General features: G+C 72.1%; 3 protein-coding genes and 1 pseudogene. 2 read left to right on the top strand and 2 right to left on the bottom strand.

The genetic code is table 11. The features are described from left to right. The first annotated feature begins 76 nt into the window (after positions 1-76). A pseudogene (locus Q5425_RS27690) lies at positions 77-1,409 on the top strand (IS1634 family transposase). Positions 1,410-1,643: 234 nt separating this feature from the next. Here the strand turns inward: Q5425_RS27690 and Q5425_RS27695 are convergent. Then, positions 1,644-2,465 (bottom strand): methyltransferase domain-containing protein, encoded by an 822-nt coding sequence (locus Q5425_RS27695; RefSeq protein ID WP_308675247.1) that lies wholly within the window; start codon positions 2,463-2,465, stop codon positions 1,644-1,646. Between the two features lie 185 nt (positions 2,466-2,650). Between Q5425_RS27695 and Q5425_RS27700 the strand changes: the two genes are divergently transcribed. Then, entirely contained in the window at positions 2,651-3,886 is a 1,236-nt protein-coding gene (locus Q5425_RS27700; protein ID WP_308675248.1) for an MFS transporter, read from the top strand. Positions 3,887-3,957: 71 nt separating this feature from the next. Here Q5425_RS27700 and Q5425_RS27705 read toward each other — a convergent pair whose 3' ends face one another. Then, positions 3,958-17,208, bottom strand: a complete 13,251-nt coding sequence (locus Q5425_RS27705; RefSeq protein ID WP_308675249.1) for a non-ribosomal peptide synthetase — start codon at positions 17,206-17,208, stop codon at positions 3,958-3,960. Between the last annotated feature and the right edge of the window lie 56 nt (positions 17,209-17,264).

Raw genomic sequence — 17,264 nt, forward strand, 5'->3', positions numbered from 1 at the left:
GCACTAAGCGGCCGGTTCCAGGCTGTCTCTCGTGGCGTATGTGCGCACGGTGAAGACGGCGTCGGGGGCCAGGGCGGTGCAGATCGTGCACTCCTCGCGTCGCGGGTCGCGGGACATCGAGCACATCGGCTCGGCGCATGCGGCGTTGGAGGCGCTCAAGGCGGTGGCGAGGCAGCGTCTGGCTGTGGGGCAGCCCGAGCTCGACTTTGGCCCGGACTTCGCGGCGTTGCAGGCCGGCAGTGGTGCTGGTGGTGGGCCGCTTGCGATCACGTCGTCGCGGATGGGGTACCTGTGGGACGCGCTCGGCCACGCCTACCAGCCTCAAGCGGCGTCTGCCCGCGTTCGCGAAAGAGTCCTGGCGGCAGAAGTTGGCCGCGGCGTGCGCCCGCACCGCTGATCTGGGGCCGGCGTCACTGGTTCTCTACGATGTGTCCACCTTGTACTTCGAGACCGATGCCGGGGACGGGTTCCGTGAGCCCGGGTTCTCCAAAGAACGCCGCCTGGAGCCGCAGATCACGATCGGGCTGCTCACCGACGCAAGCGGGTTTCCGTTGATGGTTAACGCGTTCGAGGGCAACCGGGGCGAGACCACTACGATGCTGCCGACCATCCGTGCGTTCATGGATGCCCACCAGCTGGCTGATGTCACGGTCGTGGCCGACGCTGGCATGATCTCTGCGGCCAACCAGCAGGCCATCGAGGCCGCGGGGTTGTCGTTCATCCTCGGCGCGCGGATACCCGACGTGCCGTACGTGGTCCAGGCGTGGCGCCACGAGCACCCGGATGAGCAGATCCCCGACGGGCACACCTTCACCCAGCCCTGGCCTGCCGGCCCCAAGGACCAGCGCCGCGACCAGATCATCTACTACCAGTACCGGGCGGACCGGGCTCGGCGCACCCTGCACGGCATCGACGAACAGGTCGCCAAGGCCGAGCAGGCCGTCGCCGGCAAGACCGCGGTCAAACGCAACCGGTTCATCCAGCTCACCGGCGCCACCAAGAGTGTCAACCGGACCCTGGAAGCCAAGGCACGCGCCCTTGCCGGCCTCAAAGGCTACGTCACCAACCTCCCGGACGTCACCGCCGAGTTCGTGATCGACGCCTACCACCGACTGTTCCACATCGAGAAGTCGTTCCGAATGTCTAAACACGACCTACGTGCGCGGCCGATCTACCACCACAAGCGCGAGTCGATCGACGCGCACCTGACGGTCGTGTTCGCCGCCCTGGCCGTCAGCAGGTGGATCGAGCAGACCACCGGCTGGTCGATCAAGAAGTTCGTGCGCACCACCCGCCGCTACCGCACCATCAACATCCAGGCCGGCGAGCACACCCTCACCGCCGTCGACCCCCTACCCGACGACCTCCGCGATGCCCTCACCCGCATCCACGACCGCGGTGCGCACTAATTTGAGCCAAGTCAGGTCAAGGCCGATCGGCACGATCCCCTGTCCGCCCGCTGAGATCCTCTTCGCCTGCTGAAGAGGAAGAGCTGCTCCCGCCCCGATCCCGTTCCTGGACACAGCCGGCGATCCGCCGGCTCCTCCGAGCGCCGCGAGCTGTTCTGCAAAGCGCTTTACGCACTCCGAACGAATTGTGCCCACCCTGCGGTGCCGAGGATTTCCGGTGAATTCGGTTGCCGTTCACTCACGACGGGACTGTGCCACCACGACCACGTAACCGAGGTAGTCGTGTTCCAGGGCGGAGGCGCGCAGTTCGTGGTCCCGGTAGTGGGCGCTGAACTTTTCTCCCGCCTCTTCGGCGACCCGGCGCATTTTCTCGGGCAGCCGCCGGTCGTTCTCGCGGGAGGTTCGCTGCAGCTGCTCGGTCAGGTCGTGCCGTCGAACGTCTCGGAATCCGATTCCGGCGAGGATTCCGTCGTACTGCCCGGGCTGGCTGAGCTCGTTCAGCCGGAACGTTTCGGCGAGGGTTTCGCGTTGCGCCGGCCCGAGCGGGAGGCGCTCGGTGTAGTCGCTGAACACCAGCCGTCCGCCCGGGGTGAGCACCCGGTGGATTTCGCGCAGGCACTCCGCCCGGTCCGGCAGGTACATGAGCGCTTCGATCGCCCACACGGCGTCGAACGAGCCGTCGGCGTACGGCAGCTTCATCGCGTCCACCTGTTCGAAGCGCACCAGGTCACCGACGCCTCCGGCCGCCGCGAGCGCGGTGGCGCTGCGGACCTCCTCGCCGCTGACCGTGATCCCGGTGACCGACGCGCCGGTCTTCTTCGCCAGCCGGACGGCGGGGCCGCCCGCGCCGCAGCCGACGTCGAGCACCCGGGCGCCGGCACCGGGCCGGAGGTGGGAAATGAGGTAGTCGGTGAATCGGTCTTCGGGTGCGTCGCCGGGATCGGTGTCCGGCCCCCAGTACCCGATGTGCCGATTGCTTCCCATCAAGATGTCGTAGAGCCAGTTCATATTGTCGTAAAGCTCACCGACCTGCGCGGGATCGGACGTGCTAACCACCCCCCATGGCCGGTGGCTCTCAAGCCGCGAGCCACACCGTCTCCTTCCGCATCGTAGCGGACGCAGCGGCGGAACAGTGAAGATTCACCCGGCGCGAAGGGACCGGTTTCCGGTGCACGGCACCACTCAGGACATAAGACGATGGTGAGTTGCGCAGTTCCCGCGGCCGTTGACATACTCGCGGCATGTCCCGGGCCAGTACTCTTACCGCTCCCTTGCGCCATCCCGACTTCCGGCGGCTGGTCACCGGGCGCACCTTCGCCGAATTCGGCAACGCCGTCGCGCCGGTCGCGCTCGCGTTCGCCGTGCTGGACCTGACCGGATCCGCCGTCGACCTCGGGCTGGTCGTCGGCGCCCGCTCGCTGACGAACGTGGTGCTGGTGCTCTTCGGCGGGGTGCTCGCCGACCGGCTCCCGCGGTCGGTCATCCTGCAGGGCACCGAAACCGCGGCGGCGATCACGCAGGCCGCCATCGCGGTCAGCGTGCTCGGCGGGTTCGCTTCCGTACCGTTGCTGCTCGGGCTCAGCATGGCCAACGGCGCGGTGTCGGCCATCGCGTTGCCCGCTTCCTCCTCGATCGTCCCGCAAACCGTGCCCGCTCCCCTGCTCCAGCCGGCCAACGCGCTGAACCGGATGCTCTCCAACACGGGCCGGTTCGTCGGCGCCGCGGGGGGTGGCGTGCTGGTGGCCGCCTTCGGTTCGGGCTGGGCGATCGGCGCGAACGCCGCGCTGTTCCTGTTCGCCGCGCTTTCCTACCGGCGCCTGCGCATCGCCCGCCCGGAGCGGACCGGGAAGTCGCGGCCGTTCGCCGAACTCGCCGAAGGCTGGCAGGAATTCCGGTCGCGCACCTGGGTCTGGGTCGTCGTGCTCCAGTTCATGCTGGTGAACGCCGCCGCGGCGGGCGGGATCTTCGTGCTCGGACCGGCCGTCGCGGACGAGACCTTCGGCCGGGCGGGCTGGGGCCTGGTGCTGGCCGCGGAAACCCTGGGCTGGGTGCTCGGCGGGGTGGTGGCCGCGCACTGGCGGCCGCAGCGCGCGCTGGCGATCGGCGTCGCGTTCGTGCTCTGCAACGCGATTCCGCTGCTGGTGCTGGCGAAAGCGCCGAACGTGGTGCTGCTCGTGGGCGTCATGCTGCTGACCGGCTGCGCCATCGAGCTGGGCGCCGTCGCGTGGGACGTTTCGCTGCAGGAACACGTGCCGGCGGACCGGCTCGCCCGGGTCTACTCCTACGACGTCCTCGGCTCGATCATCGCCGTGCCGATCGGGCAGGTGGCCGCCGGGCCGCTCGCCGAACGCTGGGGTCGCGAACCGGTGCTGCTGTGCGGCGCCGCCGTCATCGTGGTCGCGACGCTGCTCGCCTTGTGCAGCAAGCAGGTTCGCGGCCTGCGGCGCAGCACGCCCGAGTCCGCCCCGATCGCCTAGCGGCCGCGGTACCCGCCGCGTGAACCCCACCTCCAGGGACTTGACGTCCGTGAAGGTGGCCTTCACGGACGTCACCCTTCCTCGGGTACGGCGGCGGTCCGCGTCACGAGATCACGCAGGAGCGGCCCGAAGTGCCGGACCGGCTGCGGATCCAGCATCTCCTCGTGCAGGCAATCGACTTCGTGGACCTCGGCTCCCCCCTTGGCGAAGCCGGCCCAGCCGAGGCCTTCTTCGTCGCGGAGCTTCCGGGAACCCGCCGCCTCGATGCTGACGATCCGGCCGCCGAACACCCGCGTCCGGTGCGCGTCGAACAGGCGCAGGCAGTGGCGGGCGATCTCCGCGAGCCCGGCGACCCGGGTGGCCGACAGCTCGGCCAGGTCACCGGCCCCGCGGATCGACTGCTCGACGAGGTCGAGGACGTCCGCCGGCTCGTCCACGGCTTCCCCGCCCGGCCCCGGCGACGGGACGGCGTCGAACAGCGCCAGGAGCGGCACCGGCTCGCCGAGTTCTTCCAGTACCACAGCCATTTCCTGCGCGATGGTGCCGCCGAAGGACCAGCCCATCAGCGTGTACGGACCGGTGGTCTGGACCTGCCGCACCAGCGCGAGGTACGCGTCCGCCAGCTCCCGGACCGACCCCGGCCGCCGCTCGGCGTCGACGTAGGCGCTCGACTGGAGGCCGTAGACCGGGTGGCCCTTGGGGATGTGCGGCAGCAGCCGCGAGTAGCACCAGCTCAGCCCGCCGATCGGGTGGACCAGGAACACCGGGTCGAGGCCACCTTCGGCCCGCAGCGGGAGCAGGGTCGCGAAGGAGTCGCTCTGGGCCCGGTCCAGCCGTCCGGCCAGGCCGGCGACGGTCGGGTTCTCGAACAACGTCCGGATGCCCAAGTCCACCCCCAGTTCCGCGCGGACGCGGGAAACCAGCCGGCTGACGAGCAGGGAATGGCCGCCCAGCTCGAAGAAGTCGTCGTCGATCCCGGCGCGCTCGATGCCCAGTACCTCGGCGAAGAGGCCGCACAGGGTCTTCTCCAGCGGGCTGCGCGGCTCGTCGGCGGGTGCGGACCGGGCGGCGAACGGGGCCGGCAAGGCCCGGCGGTCCAGCTTGCCGCTGGAGGTCAGCGGCAGCCGGTCGAGCTCGACGATCGCCGGGACCATGTACTCCGGCAACGACTCGGCCGCGAACCGGCGCAGCCGGGCCGGTTCCACCGGCTCGGCCGGCACCACGTAGGCCACCAGACGCCGGTCGCCGGGCCGGTCCTCGCGCACGACCGCCGCGGCCCGGGCCACGCCGGGGTGCCGCAGCAGCACCGACTCGACCTCGCCGAGTTCGATCCGGAAACCGCGGATCTTCACCTGATCGTCCGCGCGGCCCAAGTACTCCAGGCCGCCGTCCACCCGACGGCGGACCAGGTCACCCGAGCGGTACATCACCTCACCCGGCGCACCGAACGGACACGCCACAAACCGTTCCGCCGTCAACCCGGGCCGGTTCAGATAACCCCGCGCCACCTGCGGGCCCGACACGTACAGCTCGCCCGCGACGCCGGGCGGGACCAGCTGCAGGTTCGCGTCCAAGACGTACACCGTGAGCCCCGGGATCGCCGGGCCGACGAGACTGCGGGAACCATCGCCGACCAGCGCGGGATCCAGCGGCAGCATGGTGACGTGCACGGTGGTTTCGGTGATCCCGTACATGTTCACCAGCCGCGCGGCACTCTCCGGGTGGCGCGCGTACCACTCCTGGACCCGCTCGAACGACAGCGCCTCACCTCCGAAGATGATCAAGCGGAGCGGGAGCTCGCGGGGCTCGGTGTGGATGAGTTCCGCGAACGCCGACGGCGTCTGGTTGAGCACCGTCACCTGCTCGGCGACCAGCAGGTCCAGCAGGTCCGCCGTCGACCGCGTCACGTCCTGCGGGACCACGACCAGCCGGCCGCCGTAGAGCAACGGTCCCCAGATCTCCCACACCGAGAAGTCGAACGCCAGCGAGTGGACCATCGCCCACACGTCGGCCGGGCCGAAGCCGTAAGTGTCCTCTGTGGAGCGCATCAGGCTGACGACGTTGCGGTGCGGGACCACCACCCCCTTGGGGTTGCCCGTCGTGCCGGACGTGTAGATGACGTAGGCCGGGTGGGAAGGCAGCAGTGGCGAAAGCCGGTCGCCGTCGACGAGGTCGTCCGCGGACTTTTCCGAAGCGGCAGCAAAAGTGTCCTCGGTGACGGTCAGCACCGGAGCGACGTCGGCCAGCATCAGCTCGACCCGCTGCGCCGGCCACCCGGGGTCGACCGGGAGATAAGCGGCACCGGCTTTCAGGACCGCCAGCACCGCGACGATCATGTCGACCGACCGCGGCAGCCGGATCGCCACGAACCGCTCCGGGCCGGCGCCGTGCTCGACGAGCAGCCGGGCGAGCCGGTTCGCCCGCGCGTTGACCTCCGCGTACGACAGCGAAGCCGCACCGGACACCACGGCCACCGCGTCCGGCGTCTCCCGGACCCGCGCCTCGAACAACGCCGGCAGGGTGACTTCCGGCACCACCACGGGGTTCCCGGCGCCGAGCAGCAGCTCCCGTTCCCCGCCGGTCAGCACGTCGGCCCGGCTCACCGGCCGATCGGGGTCGGTGGTCAGCTGCCCGAGGAGGGCGGTGAACCGCTCGGCGAGGGCCAGGACCGTGTCGTGGTCGAACAGGTCGGTGGCGTACTCGATGACACCGGTGACGCCGGCCGAGCCGGCCGATTCCCGGAGCGCGAAGTTCAGGTCGAACTTCGCCGAATCCCGCCCCGGCACGTCCAGCTCGCCGACCCGCAGGCCGGGCAGGGTGAAGGAGACGGTGTTGTTGGTGTCGAAGGCCAGCATCACCTGGAACAGCGGGTGCCGGGCCAGCGACCGCGGCGGGTCGAGCAGCTCCATCAGCCGCTCGAACGGCAGGTCCTGGTGCTCGAACGCGGCCAGGTCGGCCCCCCGCACCCGGGCCAGCAGCTCGCGGAACGTCGGGTCCCCCGAAACGTCCGTGCGCAGCACCAGCGTGTTGACGAAAAACCCGACCAGGTCGTGCAGGGCCTCGTCGCCCCGGCCGGCCACCGGCGTGCCCAGCGGGATGTCGGTCCCGGCGCCGAGCCGCGACAACAGCACCGCCAGCGCCGCCTGCACCACCATGAACGGCGTCACGCCGGTCAGGCGCGCCAGCTCGCCGATCGGCGCGGCCACGGCCACGGGAACTTCCGCGCCGCGGTGGCTCGCCACCGCCGGCCGCGGCCGGTCGAACGGCAACGCCAGCTCCTCCGGCAGGTCCGCCAGGGTCTCGCGCCAGAACGCGGACTGCCGGGTCAGCAGGCTGCCCGGGTCGTCTTCCGAGCCCAGCAGCTGCCGCTGCCACAACGCGTAATCGGCGTACTGGACCGGCAACGCGGCCCACGCCGGCGCCGCCCCGGCCAGCCGGGCCGCGTAGGCCTCGGCGATGTCGCGGCCCAGCACGGCCAGCGACCAGCCGTCGGCCGCGATGTGGTGGACCAGCACCACGAGCACGTGCTCGGCCGGACCGGTCGAGCACCCGCGGATCCGGACCGGGAGCTCGGCCGCCAGGTCGAACACGTACCCGGCGGCCTCGGCCACCAGGTCAGGCACCCGATCGGCCGGGGCGTCGCTCCACGTCAGCGGCAGCTTGACGGCGGCCGCGGGCACCACCCGCTGCACCGGCTCCCCGTCGACCACCGGGAACACCGTCCGCAGGCTCTCGTGCCGGCCCACGACGTCACCCAGCGCCGCCTCGAGCGCGCCGACGTCCAGTGTCCCGGTCAGCCCGAGCACCAGCGGCACGTTGTAGACCGCGCTCGGCCCCTCCAGCTGCCCGATGAACCACAGCCGCCACTGCGCGAACGACAGCGGCACCCGCTCCGGCCGCACCACCGGGACCAGCGGCGGCCGGACCCGGGCACTGCCGAGGCGTTCGAGGAGACCGGCGACCGTCGGGGTCTCGAACACCTGGCGGACGCTCAGCTCCAGACCCGCTTCCGCCCGCACCCGGCTCACCAACCGCGTCGCCAGCAGGGAATGCCCGCCGAGTTCGAAGAAGCTGTCGTCGACGCCGATCTGCCCGACGCCGAGCACTTCCGCCAGCACAGCGCACAACGAGGCTTCCAGGGGCGTCCGCGGTGGACGGCCGGCGGGACCCGGGCGTTCGGGTGCGGGCAGGGCCCGGCGGTCGAGCTTCCCGTTCGAGGTCAGCGGCAGACGCTCGAGCTCGACGACCGCCGGGACCATGTATTCCGGCAACGACTCGCCGACGATCCCCCGCACCTGCGCGGGCACCAACGACGCCCCGTCCGCCGGGACCACGTACCCGACCAGGCGCTTGTCCCCGGGCCGGTCCTCCCGCACGACCGCCGCGGCCTGCGCGACCCCGGGTACGGCGGCCAGGGCCGCCTGCACCTCACCGAGTTCGATCCGGAAACCGCGGATCTTCACCTGGTCGTCCGCACGGCCCAGGTACTCCAGGCCGCCGTCCACCCGCCACCGGGCCAGGTCACCCGACCGGTACATCACCTCACCCGGCGCACCGAACGGACACGCCACAAACCGTTCCGCCGTCAACCCGGGCCGGTTCAGATAACCCCGCGCCACCTGCGGCCCCGAAACGTACAGCTCCCCGGCGACGCCCGGCGGGACGGGCCGCAGCGCGGAATCCAGCACGAAGACGGCCAAGCCCGGGAGGGCCCGGCCGATGTCACCGCCCCGTCCGTCCACTTCGGACTCCAGGGCCAGGTGCGTGACGTGCACGGTGGTTTCGGTGATGCCGTACATGTTCACCAGCCGCGCGGAACTGCCCGGGTAGCGGGCGAACCACTCCTGGACGTGCTCGGCCGGCAGTGCCTCACCGCCGAAGACGACGTATCGGAGGCACAGGTCGCGCGGTTCGGCTCGGACCAGTTCGGCGAAGGCGGACGGCGTCTGGTTGAGCACCGTCACCTGCTCGGCGGCCAGGAGGTCCAGCAGATCGGCCGGTGAGCGGGTGACGTCCTGCGGGACGACGACCAGCCGTCCACTGTGGAGCAGCGCGCCCCACATCTCCCAGACGGAGAAGTCGAAGGCGAGCGAGTGGACCATCGCCCACACGTCGGCCGGCCCGAACCCGAACGCGTCCCGGGTGGCGCTGAGCAGGACGGCGACGTTGCGGTGCGGGACCACCACGCCCTTGGGATTGCCCGTCGTCCCGGACGTGTAGATGACGTACGCGGGGTGCGACGGCAGCAGCGGGGAAACGCGCCCGCGGTCGGTGAGGTCGTCCGCCGCCTGCTCCTCGGCGGCCGCGAACGTCTCCTCGGTGACGACCAGCACCGGGGCGGCGTCGGCCAGCAGGAAGCCGATCCGGTGCGGGGGCAGCGCGGGATCGATCGGGAGGTAGGCGGCACCCGCCTTCAGCACCGCGAGGACCGCCACGATCAGCTCGGCCGACCGCGCCAGCCGCACGCCCACGAACCGCTCCGGGCCGGCGCCCTGCGCCACGAGCACCCGCGCCAGCCGGTTCGCCCGCGCGTTCAAGTCCGCGTACGACAGCGATACCGCACCGGACACCACCGCGACCGCGTCCGGCGTCTCCCGGACGCAGGCCTCGAACAACGCGGGAATCGTGGCTTCGGGGACCGTGACCGCGCCGGAGTTCCATTCGGTGAGCAGCACCTCGCGCTCCCGGCCGGTCAGGACGTCCGCCTGCCCGATGGGCCGGCCGGGGTCGGCGACCAGGTGCTCGACCAGCCGCACCAGGCGGCCGGCGAGGGTGCGGACCGTGTTGTCGTCGAACAGGTCGGTCGCGTACTCGATGCCGCCGGTGATCCCGCCCGGCCGGCCGCCGTCGTCCCGGACCTCCCCGAACTCGAAGTTGAGGTCGAACTTCGCCGAAGCCCAGCCCGGGAGCTCCAGTTCGGTGGCCCGCAGGCCCGGCATGGTGAAGGAAACCCCGGCGGTGGTGTCGAACGAGACCAGCACCTGGAACAGCGGGTGCCGGGCCAGCGACCGCGGCGGGTCGAGCAGCTCCGTCAGCCGCTCGAAGGGCAGGTCCTGGTGCTCGAACGCGGCCAGGTCGGTTTCGCGGACCCGGGCCAGCAGCTCGCGGAACGTCGGGTCCCCCGAAACGTCCGTGCGCAGCACCAGGGTGTTGACGAAAAACCCGACCAGGTTGTGCAGAGCGTCGTCGCCGCGACCGGCCACCGGCGTGCCCAGCGGGATGTCGGTCCCGGCGCCGAGCCGCGACAGCAGGACCGCCAGCGCCGCCTGGACCACCATGAACGGCGTCGCGCCCACCTGGCGCGCCAAGTCGTCGATCCGCGCGTGCACGTCCGCCCCGATGCGCACCGGCACGTGCGCCCCACGGTGACCGGCCACGGTCGGACGCGGCCGGTCGAACGGCAGCGCCAGCTCCTCCGGCAGTCCCGCGAGGGTCTCCCGCCAGAACGCGGACTGCCGGGCCACCACACTGGCCGGATCGTCTTCCGAGCCCAGCAGCTCCCGCTGCCACAACGCGTAATCGGCGTACTGGACCGGCAGCTCCTCCCAGGCCGGCGCCGTTCCCGCCAGCCGCGCCGCATACGCGGTCGCGAGGTCGCGGCCCAGCACCTCCATCGACCAGCCGTCACAGGCGATGTGGTGCACCAGCAGCAGCAGGACGTGCTCGTCCGGCCCGGTCGAGAACCCCCGCGCCCGCACCGGGATCTCGGTGGCCAGGTCGAACACGTACCCGGCGGCCTCGGCAGCCAGGTCCGCCGGGGCGTCGCCCCACTCGAGCGGAAGCGCCACCTCGTCCGCGGGCACGACCCGCGGCACCGGTTCGCCGTCCACGACGGGGAAGATCGTCCGCAGGCTCGCGTGCCGTCCGACGACGTCGGCCACCGCCGCCCGCAGCGCGGCGACGTCCAGCGTCCCGGACAGCCGCAGCGGCAGCGGCACGTTGTAGACCGGACTGGGGCCTTCGAGCTGGCCGATGAACCACAGCCGCCACTGCGCGAACGACAGCGGCACCCGCTCCGGCCGGTCCACCGCCATCAGCGCGGGCCGGGCCTGCCCGGCGGCACCGTCGAGGCAGCGGGCCAGCCCGGCGGCCGTGGGGAACTCGAACACCTGGCGGACGCTCAGCTCCCGGCCCAGCACCGACCGCACCCGGCTGGTCAGCCGCGTGGCGAGCAGGGAATGGCCGCCGAGGTCGAAGAAGCTGTCGTCGATCCCCACCCGGGCGACGTCGAGGACCTCCGCGAGCAGGTCGCACAGCGACGCCTCCAGCGGTGACCGCGGCGCCCGGCCGGCGGCCGCCCCCGAATAGTCCGGGGCCGGCAACGCCCGCCGGTCCAGCTTCCCGTTGCCCGTCAGCGGCAGGCCGTCCACCACGACCAGCGCGGCCGGGATCATGTAGTCCGGCAGCGACTCGCCCGCGAACTCCCGCAGCCGCGCGGGATCCACCGCGGCCCCGGGGGCCGGCACCACGTACCCGACCAGCCGCTTGTCGCCCGGCCGGTCCTCGCGCACGACCACGGCGGCCCGCGCCACCTCGGGCCGCGCGCTCAGGACCGCTTCGACTTCACCGAGTTCGATCCGGAAGCCGCGGATCTTCACCTGGTCGTCCGCGCGGCCCAGGTACTCCAGGCTGCCGTCGGCCCGCCACCGGGCCAGGTCACCCGAGCGGTACATCACCTCGCCCGGCGCACCGAACGGACACGCCACAAAGCGTTGCGCGGTCAGCTCCGGCCGGTTCAGGTAACCCCGCGCCACCTGCGGCCCGGACACGTACAGCTCGCCCGCGACGCCCGGCGGGGCCGGTCGCAGGCCTTCGTCCAGGACGTAGAGCGCGAGCCCAGGGATCGCGGTGCCGATGAGGCTGCGCGTGCGGGACCGGTTCACCAGGCCGGGATCCAGCGCGAGGATGGTGACGTGCACGGTGGTTTCGGTGATGCCGTACATGTTCACCAGCTGCGCCGGGCTTTCCGGGTGCCCGGCGTACCAGTCCCGGATCCGCTCGAACGACAGCGCCTCGCCGGCGAAGACGATCAAGCGGAGGCTGAGCCCGCGGGCCTCGGTGCGGGCCAGCTCGTAGAACGCGGACGGCGTCTGGTTGAGCACCGTCACCTTCTCGGTGACCAGCAGCTCCAGCAGGTCCGCCGGTGAGCGGGTGACGTCCTGGGAGACCACGACGAGCCGGCCGCCGTAGAGCAGCGCGCCCCAGATCTCCCAGACCGAGACGTCGAAGGCGAGGGAGTGGACCATCGCCCACACGTCGTCCGGCCCGAAGCCGTACGTGCTTTCCGTGCCGGACATCAAGCTCACGACGTTGCGGTGCGGGACCACCACGCCCTTCGGGTGGCCCGTCGTCCCGGACGTGTAGATGACGTAGGCCGGGTGCCCCGGCAGCAGGGGTGAGACCCGCTCGCCGTCGTCGAGGTCCCCGGCCGCTTTCCCGGCGGCCGCGGCGAAGGTGTCTTCGGTGACGGTCAGCACCGGGGCGACGTCGGCCAGCATCAGCTCGACCCGCTGCCGCGGCAGCGCCGGGTTGACCGGCAGGTAGGCGGCACCCGCCTTCAGGACGGCCAGCACCGCGACGATCATCCCGGCCGAGCGGGGCAGCAGCACGGCCACGTACCGCTCCGGGCCCGCCCCGTGTTCGACCAACAGCCGCGCGAGCCGGTTCGCCTGCGCGTTCAGCTCCGCGTACGTCAGCGAGACAACGCCGTCGGCCACCGCGACCGCGGCGGGCGTGCGCCGGGCCTGCGCCTCGAACAACGCGGGCAAGGTGTCCCCCGGCACCTCCCGGGCGCCGGGGTTCCACTCCTCGAGCAACAGCCGCCGTTCCCGGGCCGTCAGCACCTCGGCGCGGCCGATCGGTTCCCCGGGCGCACCGATCAGCTGCTCGACCAGCCGCGCCAGCCGGCCGGCCAGCGCCTCGGCCGTGTCGTGGTCGAACAGGTCGGTGGCGTATTCGACGGCGCCGTCGATCCCCGCCGGACGGCCGTCCGGCCCGAACCGCTCGCGGAACTCGAAGTTCAGGTCGAACTTGGCCGAATCCCGGCCCGGCACCGCGACTTCGCCGACCCGCAGGCCCGGCAGGCCGGCCGCGGGCTCGTCCGCGGTGTCGAAGGCGAGCATGACCTGGAACAGGGGATGCCGGCCCAGCGACCGCGGCGGGTCGAGAAGCTCCGTCAGCCGCTCGAAGGGCAGGTCCTGGTGCTCGAACGCCGCGAGGTCGATCTCGCGGACCCGGGCCAGCAGCTCGCGGAACGTCGGATTTCCCGAAACGTCCGTCCGCAGCACCAGCGTGTTGATGAAGAACCCCACCAGGTCGTGCAGGGCCTCGTCGGCGCGCCCCGCGACCGGCGTGCCCAGCGGGACGTCGGTCCCGGCCCCCAGCCGCGACAGCAGCACCGCCAGCGCCGCCTGCACCACCATGAACGGCGTCACGCCCGCCTCGCGCGCCAGCTCCTCGATCCGCGCGTGCACCGGGGCGGCCAGGACGAGCGGGACCTCCGCACCGCGGTGGCTCGCCACCGTCGGACGCGGCCGGTCGAACGGCAGTGTCAGTTCCTCCGGCAGTCCCGAGAGCGCGTCGCGCCAGAACGCGGACTGGCGGGTCACCACACTGGCCGGATCGTCCTCCGAGCCCAGCAGGTCCCGCTGCCACAACGTGTAGTCGGCGTACTGGACCGGCAGTTCGGGCCAGGCCGGCGCCGCCTCGGCCAGGCGCGCGGAGTAGGCCGTCGCGAGATCGCGGGCCAGCAGTCCCATCGACCAGCCGTCGCACGCGATGTGGTGCACCAGCAGCACCAGCACGTGCTCGGCCGCCCCGGTCGAGAAGCCCTGCGCGCGCACCGGGAGCTCGGTGGCCAGGTCGAACACGTGGCCCGTGGCCCCGGCCACGAGTCCGGCCAGGCGATCCGCGTCGGCGTCGGCCCACGCCACCGGCAGCACGGCTTCGGCCGCCGGCACCACCCACTGGACGGGCTCGCCGTCCACGACCGGGAAGGTGGTCCGCAGGCTCTCGTGGCGCGCCACGACGTCGGCGAGCGCGGCCTCCAGCGCGCCGAGGTCCAGCGCGCCGGACAGCCCGAGCACCAGCGGCACGTTGTAGACCGCGCTGGGCCCTTCGAGCTGCCCGAGGAACCACAGCCGCCGCTGCGCGAACGACAACGGCACCCGCTCGGGCCGGCCGGCCCGGACGAGGGCGGGCCGGGCCGGCCCGCTGCCGCCGTCGAGACACCGCACCATGCCGGCGACCGTGGGGAACTCGAACACCTGGCGGACACTCAGTTCCAGGCCCAGCACCGAGCGGACCCGGCTCGCCAGCCGCGTCGCGAGCAGGGAATGGCCGCCGAGCGCGAAGAAACTGTCGTCGATCCCGACCCGGTCGACGCCGAGCACGTCCGCCAGCACGCCGCAGAGCAGCACCTCGAGCGGTGACCGTGGCGACCGGCCGGCCGTCACTCCCGCGTAGTCCGGCGCCGGCAGCGCCCGGCGGTCGAGTTTGCCGTTGGCCGTCAGCGGCAGCCGGTCGACCTCGACGACCATCGGGACCATGTACTCCGGCAGGGTTTCACCCATGACCTCGCGCACCTGCGCGGGGGCCACGTCCGCGCCGCCGGCCGGGACGACGTACCCGACCAGCCGTTTGTCGCCCGGCCGGTCCTCGCGCACGATGACAGCGGCCTGCGCCACGCCGTGCTGAGCGCCCAGCACGGCCGCCACTTCGCCGAGTTCGATGCGGAAACCCCGGATCTTCACCTGGTCGTCCGCGCGGCCCAGGTACTCCAGGCTGCCGTCGGCCCGCCACCGGGCCAAGTCACCCGAGCGGTACATCACCTCACCCGGCGCACCGAACGGACACGCCACGAACCGCTGCGCGGTCAGCTCCGGACGGTTCAAGTAACCCCGCGCCACCTGCGGCCCCGACACGTACAGCTCCCCGGCGACACCCGGCGGGACCAGCTGCAGGTTCGCGTCCAGGACGTACAGGGCGAGCCCGGGGATCGCCTGGCCGATCAGGCTCCGCGCGGGCGAGCCGGCCACCAGTGCGGGGTCGAGTTCCAGGGTGGTGACGTGCACGGTGGTTTCGGTGATCCCGTACATGTTCACCAGCCGCGCGGCACTCTCCGGATACCGGGCGTACCACTCCTGGACCCGCTCGAACGACAGCGCCTCACCGGCGAAGACGATCGTGCGGAGGCGGAGGTCCCGCGGCTCGGCGCGGACGAGTTCGTAGAAGGCGGACGGTGTCTGGTTGAGCACCGTCACCTTCTCCGCCGCCAGCAGGTCCAGCAGCTCCGCCGTCGACCGCGTCACCTCCTGCGGGACCACGACCAGCCGGCCGCCGTAGAGCAGCGCGCCCCAGATTTCCCACACCGAGACGTCGAAGGCCAGCCTGGCTGTCAGCGACCAGACGTCGTCCGGCCCGAAGCCGTAAGTGTCCTCTGTGGAGCGCATCAGGCTGACGACGTTGCGGTGCGGGACCACCACACCCTTGGGGTTGCCCGTCGTGCCGGACGTGTAGATGACGTAGGCCGGGTGCCACGGCAGCAACGGCGAAAGCCGGTCACCGTCGTCGAGGTTCTCCGCCGATTTCCCTGACGAAGCGGCAAAAGTGTCCTCGGTGATGGTCAGCACCGGAGCGACGTCGGCCAGCATCAGCTCGACCCGCTGCACCGGCAACCCGGGATCGACCGGCAGGTAAGCAGCACCCGCCTTCAGGACCGCCAGCACCGCAACGATCATGTCGACCGACCGCGGCAGCCGGATCGCCACGAACCGCTCCGGACCGGCCACGCGCTCGACGAGCAGCCGCGCGAGCCGGTTCGCCCGCGCGTTCAGTTCGGCGTAGGTGAGCGAGACCGCCCCGCAGGTCACGGCGCCCGCGTCCGGGGTCTTTGCGGCCTGCGCCTCGAACAGGGCGGGCAAGGTCGCGTCCGGCACGTCCCGCGGGCCGGGGTTCCACGCGCTCAGCAGCAGTTCGCGCTCCCGGCCGGTCAGCACGTCGACGAGGCCGACGCGCTGCCCGGGATCGGCGATCAGCTGCCCGGCCAGTGCGGTGAACCGGGCGGCGAGCGCCTCGACCGTGGCGTGGTCGAACAGATCGGTGGCGTACTCGACGACGCCGCTGATCCCGGCCGGCCGCCCGTCCGGCTCGAACCGTTCGCGGAACTCGAAGTTCAGGTCGAACTTCGCCGAATCCCAGCCCGTGACGTCCACCTCGTCGACCCGCAGGCCCGGCATGGCGAAGGACGTCCCGGTGTCGGCGTCGAAGGCCACCATCACCTGGAACAGCGGGTGGCGGGCCAGCGACCGCGGCGGGGCCAGGATCTCGACCAGCCGCTCGAACGGGAGGTCCTGGTGCTCGAACGCCGCCAGGTCGGTCTCGCGGACGCGGGCCAGCAGCTCGCGGAACGTCGGGTTGCCCGAGACGTCCGTCCGCAGCACCAGCGTGTTCACGAAGAACCCGACCAGTTCGCGCAGCATTTCGTCGGCGCGTCCGGCCACCGGCGTCCCGAGCGGGATGTCGGTCCCGGCCCCCAGCCGCGACAGCAGGACGGCGAGCGCGGCCTGCACCACCATGAACGGCGTGACACCGTTCTGACGGGCCAATCCCTCGATCCGCGCGTGCGTCTCCGCGTCCAGGAGCACCGGCACGCCCGCACCGCGGTGGGTGGCGACCGCCGGCCGCGGCCGGTCGAACGGCAACGGGAGTTCTTCGGGCAGCTCCGCCAGGGTCTCGCGCCAGAACGCGGCCTGCCGCGACACCAGGCTGCCCGGGTCGTCGCCGGCGCCCAGCAGATCCCGCTGCCACAGCGTGTAGTCGATGTACTGGACCGGCAGCTCGGCCCAGCCGGGCGCGGTCCCCGAGAGCCGCGCCGCGTAGGCCGTCGCGAGGTCGCGGCCGAGCATCCCCCACGACCAGCCGTCGCACGCGATGTGGTGCACCAGCAACACCAGCACGTGCACGTCCGGCGCCACCGAGAACCCCTGCGCCCGGATCGGGATCTCGGTCGTCAGGTCGAACACGTACCCCGCGGCCCCGGCCGTCAGCCCGGCCACCTCGCCGGCGCCGGCGGCCACCCAGGACACCGGCAGCGCGACCTCGCCGGCGGGCACGACGCGCTGCGCCGGTTCCCCGTCCACCAGGGGGAACACCGTCCGCAGGCTTTCGTGGCGCTCCACCACGTCGGCGACCGCCGCGTCCAGCGCGCCGCGGTCCAGCGGCCCGGACAGCCGCAGCACCAACGGCACGTTGTAGACCGCGCTCGGGCCGTCCAGCTGGCCGATGAACCACAACCGCCGCTGCGCGAACGACAACGGATACATGTCGGCTCCCCCTTGCCGCGGCCGGTGCCGGCACCGGCCGCGGCGGAATCGTGCTC

It is taken from the genome of Amycolatopsis sp. A133, assembly GCF_031082405.1.
Lineage (GTDB): Bacteria > Actinomycetota > Actinomycetes > Mycobacteriales > Pseudonocardiaceae > Amycolatopsis.